Source organism: Sphingomonas sp. BLCC-B65, from assembly GCF_028550675.1.
Lineage (GTDB): Bacteria > Actinomycetota > Actinomycetes > Actinomycetales > Microbacteriaceae > Microbacterium.
In genome coordinates, this window is sequence record NZ_JAQQGL010000001.1 from 2,468,631 (window position 1) to 2,490,170 (window position 21,540).

Annotated in this window: 14 protein-coding genes; 12 read left to right on the forward strand and 2 right to left on the reverse strand. The window is 70.1% G+C overall.

Annotated elements, in window-relative coordinates; translation table 11 throughout:
• Positions 1 to 16: 16 nt before the first annotated feature.
• The 11 genes from PP359_RS11675 to PP359_RS11725 all read left to right on the forward strand — a co-directional run bounded on the left by PP359_RS11675 (position 17) and on the right by PP359_RS11725 (position 17,616).
• Positions 17 to 1,033 carry an ABC transporter substrate-binding protein gene (locus PP359_RS11675; protein ID WP_112931781.1) on the forward strand — a complete coding sequence of 339 codons (1,017 nt, stop codon included), beginning with the start codon at positions 17 to 19 and terminating at the stop codon, positions 1,031 to 1,033.
• A gap of 124 nt (positions 1,034 to 1,157) precedes the next feature.
• Positions 1,158 to 2,741 (forward strand): sugar ABC transporter ATP-binding protein, encoded by a 1,584-nt coding sequence (locus tag PP359_RS11680; RefSeq protein WP_476153149.1) that lies wholly within the window; start codon positions 1,158 to 1,160, stop codon positions 2,739 to 2,741.
• Positions 2,738 to 3,808 carry an ABC transporter permease gene (locus tag PP359_RS11685; protein ID WP_295819311.1) on the forward strand — a complete coding sequence of 357 codons (1,071 nt, stop codon included), beginning with the start codon at positions 2,738 to 2,740 and terminating at the stop codon, positions 3,806 to 3,808. Before PP359_RS11680 ends, PP359_RS11685 begins: the two co-directional genes overlap by 4 nt.
• A complete protein-coding gene (locus PP359_RS11690) occupies positions 3,805 to 4,878 on the forward strand; it encodes an ABC transporter permease (protein ID WP_036320609.1) in 1,074 nt (357 codons plus the stop codon). The genes PP359_RS11685 and PP359_RS11690 overlap by 4 nt, the downstream gene beginning before the upstream one ends.
• A complete protein-coding gene (locus tag PP359_RS11695; protein ID WP_051039629.1) occupies positions 4,875 to 5,600 on the forward strand; it encodes an L-ribulose-5-phosphate 4-epimerase in 726 nt (241 codons plus the stop codon). The genes PP359_RS11690 and PP359_RS11695 overlap by 4 nt, the downstream gene beginning before the upstream one ends.
• Complete coding sequence (locus PP359_RS11700; protein ID WP_499250658.1) at positions 5,597 to 7,195, forward strand: xylulokinase; 1,599 nt, start codon at positions 5,597 to 5,599, stop codon at positions 7,193 to 7,195. Before PP359_RS11695 ends, PP359_RS11700 begins: the two co-directional genes overlap by 4 nt.
• A 50-nt stretch (positions 7,196 to 7,245) precedes the next feature.
• Entirely contained in the window at positions 7,246 to 8,748 is a 1,503-nt protein-coding gene (gene araA, locus PP359_RS11705) for an L-arabinose isomerase (protein WP_135949857.1), read from the forward strand.
• A 47-nt stretch (positions 8,749 to 8,795) separates the two neighbouring features.
• Positions 8,796 to 11,756 carry an immunoglobulin-like domain-containing protein gene (locus PP359_RS11710; protein WP_499250659.1) on the forward strand — a complete coding sequence of 987 codons (2,961 nt, stop codon included), beginning with the start codon at positions 8,796 to 8,798 and terminating at the stop codon, positions 11,754 to 11,756.
• 108 nt (positions 11,757 to 11,864) lie between these two features.
• Entirely contained in the window at positions 11,865 to 13,331 is a 1,467-nt protein-coding gene (locus PP359_RS11715) for an MFS transporter (protein WP_294945087.1), read from the forward strand.
• Positions 13,332 to 13,384: 53 nt separating this feature from the next.
• Positions 13,385 to 14,533 carry an exonuclease SbcCD subunit D gene (locus tag PP359_RS11720; protein ID WP_112931775.1) on the forward strand — a complete coding sequence of 383 codons (1,149 nt, stop codon included), beginning with the start codon at positions 13,385 to 13,387 and terminating at the stop codon, positions 14,531 to 14,533.
• Positions 14,530 to 17,616: an AAA family ATPase gene (locus tag PP359_RS11725; protein WP_135949859.1), complete on the forward strand. Its 3,087-nt coding sequence runs from the start codon at positions 14,530 to 14,532 to the stop codon at positions 17,614 to 17,616. Before PP359_RS11720 ends, PP359_RS11725 begins: the two co-directional genes overlap by 4 nt.
• Position 17,617: 1 nt before the next feature.
• On the opposite strand, the gene PP359_RS11730 is transcribed toward PP359_RS11725, so the two are convergent.
• Positions 17,618 to 18,607 carry a hypothetical protein gene (locus PP359_RS11730; protein WP_476153282.1) on the reverse strand — a complete coding sequence of 330 codons (990 nt, stop codon included), beginning with the start codon at positions 18,605 to 18,607 and terminating at the stop codon, positions 17,618 to 17,620.
• A gap of 232 nt (positions 18,608 to 18,839) precedes the next feature.
• Between PP359_RS11730 and PP359_RS11735 the strand changes: the two genes are divergently transcribed.
• Positions 18,840 to 19,427, forward strand: a complete 588-nt coding sequence (locus PP359_RS11735; protein WP_036318500.1) for a 4'-phosphopantetheinyl transferase family protein — start codon at positions 18,840 to 18,842, stop codon at positions 19,425 to 19,427.
• 14 nt (positions 19,428 to 19,441) lie between these two features.
• On the opposite strand, the gene PP359_RS11740 is transcribed toward PP359_RS11735, so the two are convergent.
• The gene (locus PP359_RS11740) at positions 19,442 to 21,511 is read right to left on the reverse strand and encodes an NAD(+) synthase (protein ID WP_499250660.1); all 2,070 of its coding nucleotides are present in this window, start codon (positions 21,509 to 21,511) and stop codon (positions 19,442 to 19,444) included.
• Positions 21,512 to 21,540: the final 29 nt, after the last annotated feature.

The following is a 21,540-nucleotide window of genomic DNA, read 5'->3' on the forward strand; positions in this document are numbered from 1 at the left end:
TCAAGGAGGAGAAAGAATGGACATCAGCAAGCGCGGATTCCGTGGACTGCTCACGGTCGCAGCGGCCGGCGCCATGGTCGTCGGGCTGAGCGCGTGCTCGGGTGGCGCAGAGCCCGCCGGCAGCGGCAGCGCCGCAGCCGGTGGGGACAAGCCCATCACGGTCGGATTCGTCGCGGTCGGCCCCGAGGGCGGCTGGCGCAACGCCAACGAGCAGGCCATCAAGGACGCGTTCACCAAGGACGCGGGCTTCGACCTCAAGTACGCTCCGGCGGCCAGCCCCAGCGACCAGAAGTCGCAGCTCGACGCGTTCTCGACCTTCGTCAACGACGAGGTCGACGTCATCCTCCTCACGGCGACCGAGGCATCGGGCTGGGAGGACGAGCTGAAGAAGGCCAAGGAGGCCAACATCCCCGTGATCCTGCTGGACCGCGGTGTCGACGCCTCCTCCGACCTGTACGTCACGCGCATCGCGCCTGACAACAAGCAGGTCGCCAACTCGGTCGGCGAGTGGGCCGCCACCACGTTCCCGAGCGGTGCGAACTACTTCGTGCTCGAGGGCGTTCCCGGCCTGTCGGTCGTCAACGAGCGCAACGAGGGCTTCGACGCCGCGATCGCCGGCAAGTCGGGCTGGAACAAGGTCGGCGCACAGACGGCCAACTGGAAGACCGACGAGGGCAAGTCCGTCATCGAGACGGTCCTCAAGGCCAACAACAACAACATCCAGTTCATCTTCGCCCAGAACGACGAGATGGGCATCGGCGCGGCGCAGGCCGTGAGCGCGGCGGGCCTCAAGCCCGGCACCGACGTCAAGATCGCGACGATCGACGGCACCAAGGGCGCGCTGGAGGCGCTGGCGAAGGGCGACCTGAGCTTCGTCGCCCAGTACAACCCCTTCTTCGGCACCGACGCGGTCGACGCCGTGAAGAAGGCCCTCGCGGGCGAGAAGGTCGACTCGACCATCATCGTCAAGAGCGCCACGTTCGACTCGCCCGAGGCGGCCCAGAAGGCGCTCGACCAGGGTCTCGGCTTCTAAGCACCACGAGCCGCCCCGAGTCCGCTCGGACAGAACGGGGACGGGGATCGCCACCTTCGGCGGTCCCCGTCCCGCCATCCGCCCTGCACGGGCGACCCCACCCGATTCAACGAGGAAGTCTGCAGTGGTCACCGAACCCCTCCCGATCGTCGAAGTCCGCGGCGCGTCGATCACGTTCCCGGGCGTCAAGGCGCTCGACGACGTGAACTTCCGCCTCCTGCCCGGTGAGGTCCACACCCTCATGGGCGAGAACGGCGCCGGAAAGTCGACGCTCATCAAGGCGTTGACCGGTGTCTACCAGATCGACTCCGGATCGATCCTCGTCTTCGGCGAGGAACGGCGTTTCTCCGGCACGGCGTCGGCGCAGGCCGCCGGGATCTCCACGGTGTACCAGGAGGTCAACCTCTGCACCAACCTCACCATCGGTGAGAACGTCATGCTCGGCCACGAGAGCCGCTCCCTCTTCGGCATCGACTGGCGCAAGACCCACGCCCGCGCCCACGAGGTGCTCACCGAGATGGGTCTCGGCGACCTCGACCCGCGCGCCCCCCTGCAGTCCATCTCGATCGCGTTGCAGCAGCTCGTCGCGATCAGCCGGGCCATGGTCACCAAGTCGAAGGTCCTGATCCTCGACGAGCCGACCTCCAGCCTGGATGCCGCCGAGGTCGAGACGCTCTTCGCCGTCATGCGCCAGCTGCGCGATCAGGGCGTCGCCATCCTCTTCGTCTCCCACTTCCTCGACCAGGTCTACGCGATCAGCGACCGCATCACGGTGCTGCGCAACGGGGCGTTCGTCGGCGAGTACCTCAAGAACGACCTCGACCGCACTGAGCTCATCTCCAAGATGATCGGCAAGGACCTCGGCGCCCTGCGGGCCCTCGGCTCCAACCGCCAGGTCGACGAGCGAGACCGCAGCCAGACGCCCGTCTACGCCGCGGACGGCATCGCCCGCAAGGGTGCCTTGGCCCCCACGGACATCGAGATCCACAAGGGTGAGGTCGTCGGCTTCGCCGGCCTGCTCGGCTCGGGCCGCACCGAACTGGCGCGCCTCATCGTCGGTGCCGACAAGCCGGATGCCGGCACGGTGCGTCTGAAGGGCAAGAAGGCCAGCATCACCTCGCCCGTCTCGGGCCTGGCGAACCACATCGCCTACTCGACGGAGAACCGTCGCGACGACGGCATCGTCGGCGACCTCAGCATCCGCGAGAACATCATGCTCGCCGTCCAGGCGCAGCGCGGATGGCTGCGACGCGTTCCCGCCAAGGAGGTCGACCGGCTCGTCACCATGTACATGGAGCGCTTCAGCGTGCGTCCCAACGACCCCGATCGGCCCATCCGCCTGCTGTCCGGCGGAAACCAGCAGAAGGTCCTCCTCGGGCGCTGGCTCGCGACCGATCCCGAGCTGCTGCTGCTGGATGAGCCCACGCGCGGCATCGACGTCGGCGCGAAGGCCGACATCCAGGAGACGGTCGCCGAGCTCGCCGAGGGCGGCATGAGCGTCGTCTTCATCTCCTCGGAGCTGGAGGAGGTCGTCCGCCTCTCCGAGCGCATCGTCATCATGAAGGACCACCAGAAGGTCGGCGAGGTCGTCAACGGTCCGGACGTCACGGCGGAGCGGATCGTCTCGATCATCGCCGCCGACTCCGAGGCCGCCGCCGAAGCGAACGCGGAAGCGCTCGCCGACGAGGTCGAAGGAGAACAGGCATGACCCGTCTGAGGGCGCTCGTACGCACCCCCTGGTTCTGGGGCATTGTGGGCATCGTCCTGCTGCTGGCGCTGAACACGCTGAAGGACCCCACCTACCTCGCCCTCGGGGTCAACCCGACGACGGGTCAGCTGTCGGGCAACCTTCTGGACATCCTGCGGGTGTCGGCGCCGATCGTGATGATCGCGCTGGGCATGACGTTCGTCATCGCCACCAGCGGCATCGACCTGTCGGTCGGCTCCGTCATGGCCGTCGGCGGCGCGGTCGCGATGGTCACCCTCAGCGGTCTGGGCCAGCCCACCTCGGTCGGTGCGATGTTCACCGCGATCGGGCTCGCCGTGCTGCTGGGTATCGTGCTCGGCGCGATCAACGGCCTGCTCGTCGCCGTCATCGGATTGCAGCCGTTCATCAGCACGCTCGTGATGATGCTCGCCGGGCGCGGTATCGCGCGCGTCATCACCGGCGGCCAGAACACGAACGCGGAGAACGCGCCCTTCCGGGCTCTCGCGAACGGTCAGTTCCTCGGGCTTCCGCTGAGCTTCGTGCTCGCGATCGCGATCGTCATCGTCGTCGCGCTCGTGATGCGCCGCACCGCCCTCGGCCTCATGATCGAGTCGATCGGCATCAACCCGCAGGCCAGCCGGCTCGCCGGCATCCGCCCCCGCCCCATCCTCATCGCGGTGTACGTGCTGTCGGCGGCGCTCGCCGCTGTCGGCGGACTGTTCACGGTGTCGGAGGTCATGACCGTCGACGTCTCGGGCACCGGGTACCAGATGGAGCTCGACGCGATCCTCGCCGTCGTCATCGGGGGCACCTCGCTCGCCGGCGGGAAGTTCTCGATCGTGGGCTCGACGGTCGGCGCGCTGCTGATCGCGACCCTCAACAAGACGGTCCTCTTCCTCGGAGTCTCGGCCGCCGCGACGCCGGCCTTCAAGGCGATCGTCATCGTCGCGCTGGTGCTGCTGCAGTCCGAGCGCATCCGTTCCCTGGTGCTCCGCCGCGGCAACCGCACCCGCACACCCGCGGCCCCCCTCTCCGAGTCCACGCAGCCGAAGGAGGTCGTCGCATGAGCGACGCATCCACCACTCGCGAACGCTCCACGCCCCCGTCGGCCGGGCAGGCCGCGGCGATCGCCACCCCCCGCGCAACCGCGTGGTCGCGTGTCTGGGGCCGCAGCCAGTCGCTGATTCCCACGCTCGCGGCGGTCGTGCTGTTCATCAGCATGCTCGTGTACGCGGAGATCGCCTACGGCCGGGTCTTCCACCTCGGCACGATGTCGAGTCTGCTCGTGAGCTTCGCCCCGACGATCATCCTGGCCGTGGCCATGACGATCGTGATCCTCTCCGGCGGCATCGACCTGTCCGTCGGCGCCGTCGTGGCGTTCACCTCGGTCGCCGGCGTGATGCTCATGGGCGCGGGGGTGAACGCGTGGCTCGCGATCGTCATCATGATCGTGCTGGGCGCGCTGTTCGGTCTGGTCTCGGGCGTGCTGATCCAGTTCTTCAACGTGCAGCCCTTCATCGCGACGCTCGCGATGATGTTCCTCGCGCGCGGCCTCGCCTCGATCCTGTCGACGGTGCCCGTGCACGCGCCGGAGGGCTCTCCGATCCTGCTGCTGGCCACGGACTTCAAGCTCATCGACGGCCCCAAGACCAACGATCTCGTCCTCACGCCCGGCTTCTTCATCGCCGTCGTCGTCGTGATCGCCGCGGTCTTCTTCCTGCACCGCACCCGCACGGGACGCACGATCTACGCGATCGGCGGTGCCGAGTCGTCGGCCCAGCTGATGGGCCTGCCCGTGGCCCGCACGCGGGTTTGGATCTACATCCTCAGCGGCGCTCTCGCCGGCCTTGCCGGAGTGGTCTACACCGCAGAGGTGGGCGGCAAAGCGCAGAACGTCACCGGCATCGGCTGGGAGCTCGACGCGATCGCTGCGGTCGTGATCGGCGGCACGCTGCTCACCGGCGGCGTCGGCTACGTGCTGGGTTCCGTGGTGGGCACGCTCGTGCTCGCCGCCCTGTGGATGATCATCACGAAGGACGGCTCGATCAAGCCCGAGTACCTCACGATCATCACTGGCGGCATCCTCCTCGCCTTCGTGCTGCTGCAGCGGGTGCTCACGAAGCGGAGGAGCGAGTGAGCGCGCCGGCAGGGGGCCGTGTGATCGACCAGCACCTGCAGGAGCGCATCGACGCCGTCCGCGCCGATGTGGCCGCGCTGCACGCGGAGCTCGTGCGGTACGGCCTGGTGGTCTGGACGGGCGGCAACGTCTCTGGGCGCGTGCCGGACAGCGACCTCTTCGTGATCAAGCCCTCGGGCGTCTCCTACGACGACCTCGCCCCCGAGAACATGATCCTCTGCGACCTCGACGGCGCCGTCATCGCGGGAACGCCGGGCAGCGACCGCAGCCCGTCCAGCGACACCGCGGCCCACGCGTACGTGTACCGGCACATGCCCGAGGTCGGCGGTGTCGTGCACACCCACTCCGACTATGCGGTGGCGTGGGCGGCGCGCGGCGAGGAGATTCCCTGCGTCATCACGGCCATGGCCGATGAGTTCGGTGGGCCGATCCCGGTCGGGCCGTTCGCCATCATCGGCGACGACTCCATCGGCCGCGGCATCGTGGACACGCTGCGCGGGCACCGCAGTCGCGCAGTGCTCATGCAGAACCACGGCCCCTTCACGATCGGCGTCAACGCCAAGGATGCCGTGAAGGCCGCCGTCATGTGCGAGGACGTCGCCCGGACGGTGCACATCGCGCGCCAGGCCGGGGAGCTGATCCCGATCCCGCAGGACAAGATCGACGCGCTCTACAACCGCTACCAGAACGTCTACGGGCAGGGAACGGACGAGCGGCGATGAGCGGGGAGGCGGCGGACGCGATCCGCACGGGTCGCACGAGTCTCGGCATCGAGTTCGGCTCGACGCGCATCAAAGCCTGTCTCGTGGATGCCGAGGCGCCCGCGAGCGTGCTCGGCGTCGGCTCGCACGCGTGGGAGAACAGACTCGAAGACGGCCTGTGGACCTACCCGCTGGAAGCGATCTGGGAGGGGCTGCAGGCCGCGTACGCCGACCTCGTCGCCGATCTCGAGCGCACCCACGGCGTGACCCCCGAGACCGTGGGATCGATCGGTGTGTCGGCGATGATGCACGGCTACCTCGCCTTCGACGAGGCGGGGGAGCTGCTCGTTCCCTTCCGGACCTGGCGCAACACGAACACCGCCGCAGCGGCGGCGGAGTTGTCCGAGCTGTTCGGGGTCAACATTCCGCTGCGCTGGTCGATCGCGCACCTGCGCCAGGCGGTCATCGACCGAGAGTCACACGTGTCGCGAGTGGCCGCCGTCAACACGCTCGCCGGATACGTCCACGAACGCTTGACCGGTCGTCGCGTGCTCGGCGTCGGTGACGCATCGGGCATGTTCCCGATCGCCGCCGGCACCGCCGACTACGACGAGCGGTTCATCGCCCGCTTCGACGCGCTCGCACCGGGAGAGATCCCCCCGCTTCGTGCGCTGCTGCCGCAGGCGCTGCCCGCCGGTGCGGACGCCGGCACCCTCACGGTGGACGGTGCGGCGCTGCTCGATCCGAGCGGTCGGCTGCGACCCGGCATTCCGCTGTGTCCGCCGGAGGGCGATGCGGGCACGGGGATGGTCGCGACCGGGGCCGTCGCGCCGCGCACCGGCAATGTCAGCGCCGGCACCTCCATCTTCGCGATGGTCGTGCTGGAGGGCCCGCTCGCCGCCCAGCACCACGAGCTCGATCTCGTCACGACCCCCGCCGGCGACCCCGTCGCGATGGTCCACTGCAACAACGGCGCCAGCGAGCTGGCGGCGTGGGCGGGGCTGTTCCGTCGGTTCGCGGCGGCATCCGGCACACCGCTGGACGACGACGAGGTCTTCGGCGTGCTGCTGCGCGAAGCCCTGGACGGCGACGCCGACGCGGGAGGCCTGCTGGCGTACAACCACCTGGCCGGTGAGCCGATCGCCGGCCTCACGGCGGGGCGCCCGCTCTTCGTGCGCACCCCGGAATCGACACTCAGTCTCGCGAACGTCATGCGCGCACAGGTCTATGGTGTGTTCGGCACGCTCGCCCTCGGCATGCAGGTGCTCGCCGCAGAGGGCGTGGCGCTGGATCGCATGTACGCGCACGGTGGGGTCTTCCGCACGGCCGGGGTCGCGCAGCGCTTCCTCGCCGCGGCGCTGGATGCGCCGGTCGCCGTGGGAGAGACCGCCTCGGAGGGCGGGGCGTGGGGCATCGCCGTCCTGGCGGCGTTCCGCCGCGCCGTGGCCCAGGGGCGGGACCTCACGCTGGGCACCTACCTCGACGAGACCGTGTTCGCGGATGCCGCGGCATCCGTCGTCGAGCCTGTTCCCGCGGATGTCGCGGGATTCGCCACCTACCTCGACCGCTACCGAGCCGGCCTCGCCGTCGAGGCGGCGGCCGTCCACTCACTCTGAGGACGCCTCGATCTTCGAGGCTTCTCACACTCACCGACCGGAAAGACATCATGACCCTCTCCACCTCTCTCGAGAACTACACCGTTTGGTTCGTCACCGGCAGCCAGGGGCTGTACGGAGAGGAGACCCTGCGCCAGGTCGCCGCGCAGTCCCAGCAGGTGGCGGCAGGCCTGAGCGCCCTGCCGGTGCGCGTCGAGTGGAAGCCCGTGCTCACCGATTCGGACTCCATTCGGCGCCTGGCGCTCGACGCCAACAGTGACGACTCGGTGATCGGCGTCGTCGCCTGGATGCACACGTTCAGCCCGGCGAAGATGTGGATCGCAGGTCTCGACGCCCTGCAGAAGCCCCTGCTGCACCTGCACACGCAGGCGAACGTCGAGCTGCCCTGGGAGGACATCGACTTCGACTTCATGAACCTGAACCAGGCCGCCCACGGCGACCGGGAGTTCGGCTACATCCAGACGCGCCTGGGCGTGGCGCGCAAGACGGTCGTCGGGCACGTCTCCAACCCCGCCGTTCTCGCTCAGATCGAGCAGTGGCAGCGCGCCGCCGCCGGGTGGCAGGCCGCGCGCACGCTGAAGCTCGCCCGCTTCGGTGACAACATGCGCTACGTCGCCGTCACCGAGGGCGACAAGACCGAGGCCGAGCTCCGTTTCGGCGTGCAGGTGAACACGTGGGGCGTGAACGAGCTCGCGGATGCCGTCGCGGCGGCATCCGAGGCCGACATCGACGCGCTCGTGCAGGTGTACCTCGACGAGTACGACGTCGCCGAGGAGCTGCTGCCCGGTGCCGAGCGCCACCAGTCGCTGCGCGACGGCGCCGCGATCGAGGTCGGTCTGCGGACGTTCCTGGAAGCCGGTGGCTTCGGTGCATTCACGACCTCGTTCGAGGACCTCGGCGCTCTGACGCAGCTGCCCGGGCTGGCCGTGCAGCGCCTGATGGCCGAGGGATACGGCTTCGGCGCGGAGGGCGACTGGAAGACCGCGATCCTCGTCCGCGTGGCCAACGTCATGGGCGCGGGGCTGCCCGGCGGAGCGAGCCTCATGGAGGACTACACCTACGACCTGGTCGCGGGGGATGAGAAGATCCTCGGCGCGCACATGCTCGAGGTCTCGCCCTCGCTGACGACGCAGAAGCCGCGGCTGGAGATCCACCCGCTCGGCATCGGCGGCAAGGACGACCCCGTCCGCCTCGTCTTCACGGCCGACCCGGGCCCGGCCGTCGTGGTCGCGATGAGTGACATGCGCGATCGGTTCCGTCTCGTGGCCAACGTCGTCGAGAACGTCGAGGCCCCCGACCTGCCGAAGCTTCCCGTCGGGCGGGCAATCTGGAAGCCGGCCCCCGATTTCGCCACCAGTGCCGCCTGCTGGCTCACCGCCGGCGCCGCCCACCACACCGTGATGACCACCGCCGTCGGCATCGAGGTGTTCCGCGACTTCGCGGACATCGCCGGCACCGAGCTTCTCGTCATCGACGAGGACACGACCGTCCGCGGATTCCAGAAGGAGTTGCGCTGGAACCAGGCGTACTACCGCCTGGCCCAGGGCCTCTGACCCCGACCTCACCACCCCCACCCGAAACAAGAGGAACTCTCTCGATGATGAGATCAACACGGATCCCGCGCGCCTCGGCGCCCGGGCGCACACCGCGTCGAGCACTCGCCGCGACCGTTGCCGGCGTTCTCGCGCTCACCGGCGTCGGCCTGGCCGCGCCCAACGCGGCATCCGCCGCCGACGTGCCGGCCCCGAGCGCCCACTACGACATGTCGCACAGCGGATCGACGCTGCTCGACGTGTCGGGCAACGGTCGCAATGCCACGCTCACCGGACTGACCGACGCCTCCTTCGCGGATGCCGCGGGCGACGCCGTGCTGCGCTTCCGCGCCGACGGCTACGCGTCGTTGCCGTCCGGCCTGATCACCGGATCGGACAACAACTTCACCGTCGAGTACACGGTGTCCACCCAGACCTCCGCCAACCACTTCGGATGGGTCATCGGCGACGGCGTCGGCCCGTGGAACACCACGCAGCTCGGCAACCACATCTTCCTCAGCCCGCGCTCGGCGCAGGGCGGCTACACCGACCAGGTGCTGGCGGCGATCCGCGTCAAGAACGGCAACAGCAACGGCGAGACGCGCATGCCGGCCGGCGGCGGCCTGAACCCGGGCTTCACGACCCTCACGATGGTCGGGGCCGGCAACACGCTGACGCTGTACCGCGACGGGCAGCAGATCTCGACCCTCACCCACTCGCTCTCGCTGAGCTCGATCATCCCGACGGGTGCGGTGATGGGTTACCTGGGCCGCTCGCTGTACCAGGGCGACCCGCTGCTGCGCGCGGACGTGTCGGACGTCAAGTTCTGGGACGTCGCGCTGACGTCCGGCGAGGTGTCGGCGAGCATGCCGACCGCCGAGCAGAAGAAGGCGACCACCGCAGCCCTGCTGCGCGGAGACGTGTTGGCACAGATGCTCGGCGCGAACTCCGCGCTGACGAACGTCACGTCGAATCTGACCCTGCCGGCGACGGTCAACGGCGTCGGCCTGACGTGGTCGTCGTCTGCGCCCTCGGTCGTCTCGACCTCGGGCGTGGTCTCGCGGGCGATCTCGTCCGACACCCCCGTGACGCTGACCGCGGTCAGCACGCTCGGCTCGACCATCACGTTCGACGTGACCGTCATCGCACCGACCGTCTCGGCCGACCTCGACGCGATCGTCCTCGCGAACCGCACCACCGAGAACCTGCCGCTGGCGACCACGGGTGCCGTCAACGGCGCGGCCATCACCTGGACCTCCTCCGACCCGTCTCTGGTGACGGCGACCGACGCGGGGTACACCGCGCCCGCCGTCGGGCTCGCCGACCCGTACCGCGGTGGTGGCATCGTCACCCGACCGGCGTACGGCGCCGGTGACCGTGAGGTGACCCTCACGGCGCACGCCGTCCTCAACGGCATGCACGATGAGCGCACCTTCACCGTCACGGTGGCCGAGCACGGTCGCACCGCGCCCGACGCGGGCTACGCCGCGGCCTACTTCAAGTCCGACAGCGACGAGAAGATCTACCAGGCGGCGACCAGCGGCAACGATTTCTTCACGTTCTCGCCGGTCAACGGCGGCAACCCGGTCATCACCTCGACGACCGACACGAAGGGCCTGCGCGACCCGTACATCCTGCGCTCGAAGGACGGCGACAAGTACTACATGGTCGCGACCGATCTGTGCATCGGGTGCGGCACCGGCTGGGGCCCCGCCCAATCCGCCGGCAGCCTCAAGATCGAGGTGTGGGAGTCGACGGACCTCGTGAACTGGAAGCGCACCAACGGCGAGGACAGCGGCATCACGGTCAACCAGCCCGCTGCGGGGATGACCTGGGCGCCGGAGGCGTACTGGGACGACGCGCTCCAGTCGTACGTCGTGTTCTTCGCGTCGCGGCTGTACTCCGATGCGAGCCACACGAACAACGACAACCTGTATGCGCGGATGTTCGCTGTGCTCACGCGTGACTTCCGCACCTTCACGGCACCCCCGGCGAGCTGGCAGGACACGGGATACGCCCGTATCGACTCGACCGTCACCAAGATCGGGGACTACTACTACCGCTTCACGAAGAACGAGGAGGGAGGCGCCGCCGGCCCGCTGGAAGCCGGGAAGGACATCTTCCTCGAGCGCTCGAAGGTGCTGACGGCTCCGACCACGGTATCCAGCTGGACGGCCGACCCGTCGACCACCTGGCAGCTGCTGGACACGCACATGACCTCGCTTGAGACGGGTCAGGCCGGTGAAGGCCCTGAGATCGTCAAGCTCAACGCGGGCGACCCGAACAACGCCGGCGACGGCTACGTCTTCCTCGTGGACAACTACGGCGCCGGCGGCTACCGCGCGTTCGTGACAACCGGAGACGCGATCGCCTCCAGCACGCAGAGCGACCGCCTGTCGCAGCGTTCCGACTGGAACGTCCGCGCTCCGGGAGGTCTGCCGGAGAGCCCTCGTCACGGCGCCTTCGTGAGCGTTCCGCAGACGGTGCTGACCGCCATGCACGACTGGACCGGCGTGAGCGCGGTCGCATCGACCACGTCGCTGAGCGCGCAGGAGCGCACGGTCACCGCGCGCGTCGTCGCCGCCGATGGCGGAGACGTCGCGGGAACGGTCACGTTCACCGGCGAGACCGGCACCTCCTCGCTGGCGCGCGCCAGCGCGTGGTCGGCGCAGGTGCCCGTGTCGGGTGGTGTGGCGAGCGTGGTCGTCCCGGCCGGAATCCGCACCGTCACGGCACAGTACGACGGTTACCGCGATCAGCTCGTGCAGGTGTCGAGCTCTGACGCGGTGACGCTGGCCGACGTCGTCGTGACGCCGGACCCGGAGCCGTCGCCGGTTCCCACCGATGGGGCGGGCCAGAGCGGCACGGGTCAGAGCGGTGCGGGTCAGAGCGACCCGGGCGCGGCTTCGCTGGCGACGACCGGACAGAGCCCGGCACTGGTCACGGCAGCAGGCATGCTCGCAGCGCTGCTGCTGGCGGCCGGAACGGTTCTGCTGATCGCGCGCCGTCGTCGCACCCGCAACGGCTGAGTCCGCACTCCCCCCAGGACGGGCGGCTCGGAGATCGTCTCCGAGCCGCCCGTCCTCTGCGTCAGCTGTCGAGGACGGCCACGCGCCGGGGAGCGATAGCGTGGACGGATGACCAGTCCGGGTACCGCGAGCATCTCCCTCAACGGCGGGCAGCGCTGGCGCGCGTTCTGGGTCTGCGTGTCCGTCGCGGCGCTGACGATCCTCGATCTGAGCAAGGTGAACGTCGCGCTGCCCTCGATCGAGAAGGCGCTGGGTGCCGGGTCGACACAGCTGCAGATCGTCGTCTCCGGCTACGTGCTGATGTTCGGCCTCGCCCTCGTGCCCTTCGGGCGCCTCGGCGACCAGCGATCGCGCAAGGCCCTCTTCCTCGTCGGTCTGAGCCTGTTCCTCATCACCAGCGTCGTGTGCGCCCTCGCACCCACGATCGAGGTGCTGATCGCCGCCCGGCTCGTGCAGGGCCTCGCCGCCGGAATCCAGATGCCACAGGTGCTGGGGACCATTCAGCAGATCTTCGTCGGCAAGGAGCGCGGACGCGCGTTCGGACTGTTCGGAGCCACGATCGGCGTCGCCACCGCCATCGGCCCGACATTCGGGGGCCTCATGATCGCCGTCGGCGGGGTGCAGGACGGCTGGCGATGGATCTTCTGGATCAACGTGCCGCTGTGTGCGCTCGTGATCGCCGGAGTGCTCGGCCTGCTGCCGCGAACGCGCCGCGCGACCCCCGGACGTCTGCAGCTGGATCCGGTGGGTCTCGTGCTGCTCGCGTTCACGATCGTGACCCTCATGTGGCCCTTCCTCTTCACGACGGGCGCGCCCACCGACGATCCCCGCCGGTGGTGGAGTCTCGTGCTCTTCGTCGTCTTCGTGACCGCGTTCACGTGGTGGGAGCGGCGGTACGCGGCATCCGGTCGTTCACCTCTCGTGCCGTTCTCCCTCTTCTCGATCTCGTCGTTCCGCAACGGCACCCTCGTCGTCACCACCTACTTCACCGCGATCCCGGCGATGTTCCTGCTGACCACGCTTTTCCTGCAGATCGGCATCGGCACCGAACCCGTCTTCGCCGGGATGGTCTCCATCGGCTTCGCCGTGGCCAGCGCCATCACCGCGTGGTTCGGCGGCTCGCTCGTCGGCAAACTCGGCCGCCCGCTCGTGGTGGGCGGACTGATCGTGGTGCTCGTCAGCGTCGTCGCGCTCGCCGTCGTCGCGTACACGGTGCCGGCCGGTGTCGTGGAGTACGCGATGGCGGGGGTCATGGTTCTCGCCGGCGCCGGCGCCGGCCTCGTGGTCGCACCGAACCAGACGCTCACGCTCGCCGAGATCCCCACGCGCGAGGGAGGGCTCGCCGGCTCGGTCGGCCAGCTGGGCCAGCGCGTCGGGACGGCGGTGGGCACCGCGATCGGGCTTTCGCTCTTCTACTCGACGGTCTACCGCGAGAAGGACGGCGCGGCAGACTCCCTCGCGGTCTTCCACGACGCATACGCGTACGGAATGGTGGCCGTCGGCGTCTTCCTGGGCATCGCACTGCTGATTGGAGTCATCGACCTCGGCGCACGGCGCAGAGCCGCCCAGGACTGAGCCGGCCCGCGGGCCTTCCCCGCGATGTCGGCGGCTGCGCTTAGCGTGGTGCCATGCGCATCCTGCATACCTCCGACTGGCACATCGGGCGGACCTTCCACGGTCATTCGACGCTCGAGGCGCTCAGTGGCGTGCTCGAGACGCTCACCGATCAGGTCCGCGCCCACGCGGTCGACGTGGTCGTCGTGGCGGGCGACGTCTTCGATTCCGCGACGCCGGCGGCCGCCTGCTACACGCTGCTGTCCGAGACGCTGCGGGCCCTCGCCGATACTGGTGCGCAGGTCATCGTGACCAGCGGCAATCACGACTCCGCGGCGCGGCTCGGCTTCCAGGCGGCTCTGCTGCGCGACGGCATCCACGTGCGCACCGACCCGACGGCGATCGGCGAGCCGATCACCGTGTCGGACGAGCACGGGCCGGTGCACTTCTACGGCATCCCCTTCCTCGAACCCGCCCTCGTGCGTGCAGTGTGGCCCGGGGTGCGTACGCAGGCCGATGCGGTCGGCCGCGCGATGGACCTCGTCCGCGCTGATCATGCCTCCCGTGGGGGACGGACGGTGGCGATCGCGCACTGCTTCGCCGCCGGCGTGGAGCCGACTCCCCACCTCGAGCGCGACATCCAGCAGGGCGGACTCGACGTCGTCCCGCTGTCGGCCTTCGACGGTGTCGACTACGTCGCCCTCGGGCACATCCACGGCCGCCAGAAACTCGCGGCGCATGTGCGCTACGCCGGTGCGCCGTTGCACTACAGCTTCGGTGAAGGGCACAAGCCCCGCGGGTCGTGGCTCCTCGATCTGGATGCCGAGGGAGCCGCCGCGGCGGTCTGGCTCGAGCTGCCGGTGCCTCGACGCCTCGTCACCCTGCGCGGACCCTTCGAGGAGATCTTGGCCGACCCCGGCTCCGACGACGCCCGCGACGCATGGGTCAGCGTCGAGTACACCGATGATCTTCCGGTGCGCGATCCGCTGCGTCGGCTGCAGCAGCGCTTTCCGCACTGCGCAAAGGTCGTGCACGTGCCGGACGTCGCACGCCACAGCGATGGGCGGGGCTACACCGATCGTGTCCGGGCCGCACGCAGCGACCTCGAGCTGTTCGATGCGTTCCTGTCACATGTGCGTGACGGCGAGGGGCTGACGGAGCGAGAGCGCGAGGTGCTGCGTGACGTCCTCGAGGAGCGCGTCGTCGTCGAGGCGTTGGCATGAAGCTCCACCGTTTGGAGCTCACCGGCTTCGGGCCCTTCCGTGACACGCAGGTCGTCGACTTCGACGCGTTCGATGCCGACGGACTCTTCCTGATCTCCGGGCGCACCGGCACCGGCAAATCGAGCATTCTCGACGGGGTCAGCTTCGCCCTGTATGGCAGCGTGCCTCGCTATGACGGCGGGGAGAAGCGTCTGCGCAGCGACCACGCGGATCTCTCCGACCCGACCGAGGTGCGATTGGAGTTCACCGTCGGCGCGCGACGCTGGCGCGTGACGCGGGCGCCGGAATACGACCGCCCCGCCAAGCGCGGGGGCGGATTGACGACGGAGCCGCCGCGGGCGGAGCTGGAGGAGCTGGTCGAGGGAAGATGGGTCGGGCGCGCGGCGAAACCGCGCACGGTCGGCGAGGCTCTCGGCGAGATCCTCGGTCTGAACGCGCAGCAGTTCCAGCAGGTGATCCTTCTGGCGCAGAACAAGTTCTCGCGGTTTCTGCTCGCCTCCGGTGAGGAGCGCCAGGGCCTGCTGCGCACGCTCTTCGGTACGCGTCGATTCGAGCAGTACCGTGATGAGCTCGATAGCCGGCGCCGAGAGGCGGAGACGGCTCTGGCCGCTGTCGACTCGCGTGCGCGCACGCTCGTCGAGGAGGGCGAGAGGCTGGCCCGAGCTCACGATCTCGACACCCGCGAGGCGCAGGACGGCGCCGACGACCTCGCCGACGAGCACGCGGGCGGATCAGAGCTTGCGGCGCGCCCCGACCCGCGGCGCGCGGATCCCGCGCCGGCGCCCGTGGCGACCCGTCGCGAGGATCTCGCGCGGGCGCACCGCCGCGCGCGGTACCGCGTCGAACAGGCGGAGTTCGCGCGCACGGCGACCGAGGAGCGTTTCGCCGCCGCGGCCGCCGCGCACGCCGCGGTCGTGGCCGCCGCGGCGCGCGCGCAGGAGCGACAGACGCTGCGCCACCGCCTCGGTGAACTCGAGGCCCGCGCCGACGAGATCGCACGTGCGCGCCGCCGGCTGGATGGCGGGCGTGCCGCCGCGGTGCTGCGCGCCCCTCTCGACTCTCTCGAGCGTGCCGAGCGCGCTGCGGCGGCGGCGGCGCACGACGCCGACACGGCTCGGGATCGGTGGCGTGCGGGCCGCACGGACGCTTCAGCCGATGCCGCTCGCGCGGTCGAGCAGCTCACCGGTGATCTCGCCCGGTGGGAGATCGCAGCCGCTCAGGAGCGGGACCTCGTCGCGCGTCGGGTCGAGCACGAGGCTGCGATCGCCGCGATCGTGGCGCGCGAGCACGACCTCGCGGACATCGATGACCGCCGCGCCGCCCGTCCCGCCGAGCGTGCCCAGATCGACGCCGAGATCGCCGCCGTGTCGGTCGCCGCGGCGCGTCTCGACGATCTGCGTGCCGAGCACCTGCGTCTGCGCGAGGTCGTCGCTGCGGCCCATCGTGCCGACGACCTCGCGGCCGCGCTCGCCGCGGCCGAGGCTGCGTACGCGACCGCGCTGACGGACTCCGAGGCCGCCTCGGCTGCGCTCGGTGCGCTGCTGCGTCGACGTGTCGCCGGCGTCGCGGCGGACCTTGCGGCCGCGCTCGTTCCCGGGGAGCCGTGCCCGGTCTGTGGCTCCACCGAGCATCCCCACCCCTCGCCGCCCGCCGACGAGCCCGTCACCGATGACCTGCTGGTGGCGGCCGAGCGCGCGCGAGACGAGGCGTCCGTCGCCGAGGCCGACGCGCGCGAGCGTGCCGGCCTCGCACGGGAAGCTGTCGCTGCGGCCCGCATCGCCGCCGGCGGCCTCGACGGAGCCGAGGCCGAGGAGAGGCTCGCCGCCACGTCCGCGGCGCAGGCCGAGGCCGAGCGTGCGGCCGCGGAACTCGCCGGCCTCTCGCAGCGCCGCGCGCGTGCCGAGCAGGCCGCCGCGGCCGACGACGAGCGGCGCGCGGCGTGCGTCGAACACCTCGCGACGGCGCGCGAGCGTGCCCGCGCGGCCGAGTCCGACATCTCCCGCCTCGACGCGGTCGTCACCGCGGCGCGCGGGTCGTTCGCGACGGTGGCGGCGAGAATCGACGCCGTCGCCGAGGAGCGCGATCGGGCGCGCGCGGTCGTCGTGGCTGATGCCGCACGTGATGAGCGTGCTCGTGCGCACCTCGACGCCCGACAGGAACTCGACGCGCTGCTCGCGGCCTCCGGTTTCGACGATCTCGACGCGGCCCGGGCGGCGCTCATCTCCGACGAGGAGATCGAGGGGATCGACATCGCGATCGCCGACCACGCGGCGCAGCTGTCGGCGACGCGCTCTCGACTTCTCGAACTCGAACTCGACGCCGGCGGCGATGACCCCTCGGCCCACGACGTCGACGTTTCTCGCGATGCCGTCGAGCTCGCCGATGCCGCGCGCACCGATGCGATCTCCGCCCACGCCGGCGCCGTCCGCACGGCCGAGGCGCTCCAGGATCTGCTGCAGCAGGTCGACCGTGCCCTGGCGGAGGTGCAGGAGAGCGCCGACGAGGCCGCCGCCGTGATCCGTCTGGCCGACAGTGTGGCCGGGCGGGCGCCGAACACGATGCGGATGGACCTCGAGACCTTCGTGCTGGCCGCCGAACTGGAGGAGATCGTCGCGGCTGCCAACGTGCGTCTGGCGGAGATGTCGTCGGGACGCTACACCCTGCACCACTCCGACGCCCGTGCCGCGCGCGGGCGCGCGTCGGGCCTGGGCCTCGACGTGCTCGACGCGCACACCGGCCGGCGGCGTCCGCCGCAGTCGCTGTCCGGCGGCGAGACCTTTCTCGCCTCGCTCGCCCTCGCGCTCGGTCTTGGAGAGGTCGTCACGGCCCGGGCCGGCGGCATCCGTCTGGACACGCTCTTCGTCGACGAAGGCTTCGGATCGCTCGACCCCGAGACACTCGAACTCGCGCTGCGGACTCTCGACGACCTGCGCGCGGGCGGGCGTACCGTCGGTGTCATCAGCCACGTCGAGGCGATGAAGGAGCAGCTGCCGGCCCAGCTGCTGGTCGCATCGACGCCGGAGGGCCCGAGCGTCATCCATCAGGATGCCGCTCGGGCCCTCGGCGTCGAACGCGCGCGGTGACCTACTGCAGGTAGGTGCGGGCAGAGGTCAGGATCTCACCGTAGAGGGTTCGCAGCATGTCGGCGGAGCTCTCGTCGGCTCCGACGCTGGTGATCGTCTGCTGCACGAGCTCGTCGATTCCCGCCTCACCGGTCGTGAGCAGCGTCTCGCCGATGAGGATCAGCGATTCGTCGGGGAGGACCTGCTCGATGATCTCCGGCGTCGCCGTCGGATCGACCTCTCCGAGGATCTGGTTGACCTTCGGGCGGACATCGGCGATGAACTCCTGCTGCGCGGCCGACTCCGTGGCCGGCGCGGAACCGTCGCCCTCTCCGGGCAGGATGCCGCCGGAGTCGACCTCGACGGAAGGCACGGGCGAGGGGGTGCTCATCATCTCGCTGATCGACGAGCCCGCCGACGAGACACCGACGAGGATGATCGACCAGATGAGCGCGAACGAGCCGATCGTCGCGCCCACCAGCGACAGCACGAGAGCCGTGATGCTGAGGGGCTTTCCGCCGTAGCGCTTTCCGGCGAGCCCGACGATGGAGAAGATGAAGCCCGCCAGCAGCAGCAGGCCGCCGATCAGGACGGCCACCAGGCCCACCCAGGGCACCGGCACGATGCCGATGATGCTGAGCAGCGTGCCTCCGGCGGCGAGCCCGAGTGCCGTCCACGCGATGGCCTTCGACCGCGTGTCGGGCGTCGGCGGTCCCGAGGGGGCGACAGACGAAGGCGTGGGTGCGCCGTAGGCGACCGTGGGTGCGCCATAGGGGACGGTGGGTGCGCCGTAGGGCGCGGTGGGCTGCCCGGGATCCGGCGGCAGCGGAGGCGCCGTCGGTGCGACGTACGCGTCTCCGTATCCGCCGGTGGGCGCGGACGGGACAGGCGGGGCCGCGGGAAGCGAGACCTCGGTCGCAGCGGAGTCGACGGCGTCGGGGGTGACCGCGTCCGGCCCGTCGGCGGCCGAGCCGTCCGGATCCTGAGGATTCGTGGGCGGGGGTGTCGACATCTGCTCTTCCTTCGTCGTCTCGGGACGTCGCGCGGCCCCGTCCGAGGGACGGCGGGCGCGGCGGCGGTAAGTCGACCCTATCGACTCACTGTGACTTTGTTCACGGTCAGCTGTCCGCGGCCTTTCTCACGTCGCATTCGGCGACCGCGACGTGTCATCCTGGGCCAGGATGGGAGCACGCGGCATCCCGCCGGTGCATCCACGCGGCGGGACGCGCGATGAAAGGGACGCCATGACACTCACTTCGGTTCTGCTCGACACTCCGCCCTCGGTTGCCGCGCGACTCGGCTGGGACCCGGCCACGACCGTCCACGATCGTCGCCGTCTTCTCGCCAAGGAGCTCATCGCCGCACGCCTCGGCTGCGACATGAACGACATCCGTATCGAGCGTGAGGCGCCGCGCGGCTTCGGCTACCACACGCGGTTGATCGCCTCGCGGGACGGCGAGGACCTGCCGATCGCTATCGTCACGGCGAGCTTCCGCGCCGCCACGGTCGTCGCCATCTGCGACCCGGGTCTGCCGCTGGGCATCGACATCCGCGACATGACCCCGGAGCCGGCCGACATCCGTCTCATGCAGAAGCACTCGCACCTGTTCGATCCGAACAACATCCCCGACCTGCTCCAGCACTGGGTCCGGGTTCAGGCGGTGCTCGAAGCTGACGGTCGCGGGGTGCGCGTCGCACCCGAGAACGTGCGGTTGGACATGGGCCGGCTCAAGGGCTGGATCCCGGACCGCAACATGAAGTACACGCTCGTCGACGCCTCACGCGACAGCTGGGTGATCACGATCGCGATCGGGACGCTCCCCGCGGCGTGAGTTCCCGCGGGCACTCAGGCGGCAGGGAAGGCGCGGTCGAGCTCGGCCAGCCACACCGCGGCGTTCCCGTCGCTGGGAGCACGCCAGTCGCCGCGCGGTGAGAGCGAACCCGACGCCAGCACCTTCGGGCCGTTGGGAATCGCGGTGCGCTTGAACTGCGCGAAGCCGAAGTAGCGCGTCAGGAACACCCGCAGCCAGCGCACGATCGTCTCGCGGTCGTAACCGTAGCGGTCGGATGCCGGGAAGCCCGGCGGCCATGCACCGGCATCCGCATCGCGCCAGGCGTGCTCTGCGAGGAAGACGATCTTCGACGGGCGCAAGCCGTAACGCAGCACGTGGAACAGCGCGAAATCGTGCAGCGCATAGGGGCCGATGGTGTCCTCGGTCGATTGGACCTTGCCGTCCTGGCCCGCGGGCACCAGCTCGGGGCTGATCTCGGTGTCCAGCACCGCCTGCAGCACGTCCTTCGCCGCCGGCGACAGGCTCATGCCGTCGTCGCCGGCGTGGGCGATGACCCATCGGATGAGGTGCTGGATGAGCGTCTTGGGCACCCCGGCGTTCACCGCGTAGTGGCTCATCTGGTCGCCCACGCCGTAGGTCGCCCACCCCAGGGCGAGCTCCGACAGGTCGGAGGTGCCCACGACGAGGCCGCCGTTCTGATTCGCGAGGCGGAACAGGAAGTCGGTGCGCGCCCCGGCCTGCACGTTCTCGAACGTCACGTCGTACACGGGCTCGCCGTTCGCGAAGGGGTGTCCGATGCCCGTCAGCAGCTCGGTGGCCATCGGCCGGATGTCGATCGTCTCGATGGAGGCGCCGATGGCCTCGGCGAGGGCGATGGCGTTCGACTTCGTGTGATCGCTCGTGGCGAAGCCGGGCATCGTGTAGGCGAGGATGTCGCTGCGCGCTCGCCCCATCCGGTCCATCGCCCGCGCGACGACGAGGAGGGCGTGCGTCGAATCGAGGCCGCCGGAGACGCCGATCACGGGCTTCGGCGACCCGATCGCGCGCATCCGCTGCTCGAGCGCGGACACCTGGATGTTGAACGCCTCGTAGCAGTCCTGGTCGAGTCGTGCCGGGTCGTCGGGCACGAAGGGGAAGCGGTCGAGCGGGCGACGCAGGCCGATGTCGGATGCCGGCGGATCGACCGTGAACGCCACCGTGCGCATCGGACTCGTCGCCGGTGCGACCGCGCGGCGGTTGTCGTCGAACGTGCCCTGGCGAAGGCGGTCCTGGCGGATGCGGTCGAGGTCGATGTCGGCGATGGCGCTGCGCGGGCCGTCCGGGAAGCGCTCGGTCTCGGCCAGGAGGGCGCCCGACTCGTAGATCATCGTCTGTCCGTCCCACGACACGTCGTTGGTCGACTCGCCCAGGCCCGCGGCCGCGTACACGTAGGCGGCGATGCAGCGGAACGACTGAGACTTCGCGAGAAGGTGACGATCATCGGCCCGCGCGACGGTGATCGGGCTGCCGGAGAGGTTCAGGAGCACGGTCGCACCGGCGAGAGCGGCGGTGGACGACGGCGGCACGGGCACCCACATGTCCTCGCACACCTCCGCGTGGACCACCAGGCCCGGCACGTCGTCGGCGGCGAACAGCAGGTCGGTGCCGACGGGCACCTCCTGGCCGACCAGCACGGTGGATTCCGGGGCATCCGTTCCGGCCGCGTACCAGCGGGCCTCGTAGAACTCGCGATAGGTCGGCAGATAGCTCTTCGGTGCGACGCCGAGCACGCGGCCGCCGTGGATGATCACCGCGCAGTTGTAGAGGCGTGGCCCCAGCCGCAGCGGTGCGCCGACGACCAGCAGCGGACGCAGCTGCTGCGAGGCCGAGACGAGGCTTGCGATGGCGGCGTGGACGGCGTCGAGCACGGCATCCTGCATCACGAGGTCGTCGATGGCGTACCCGGTCAGGCAGAGCTCCGGGAAGACGGCGACGGCGACGGCATCGTCGCTGAGCGCGCGGGCCGCGTCGATGACCGCCTCGGCGTTTCGCGCCGGGTCGGCGATCGCGACGGGGATCGTACAGGCGGCGACCCGGGCGAACCCGTGCCGATAGACGCTCTCGAACGGCAGGTTCTCGCTCACCCCTCCAGTCTGGCAGGTGCGCAGGCGCT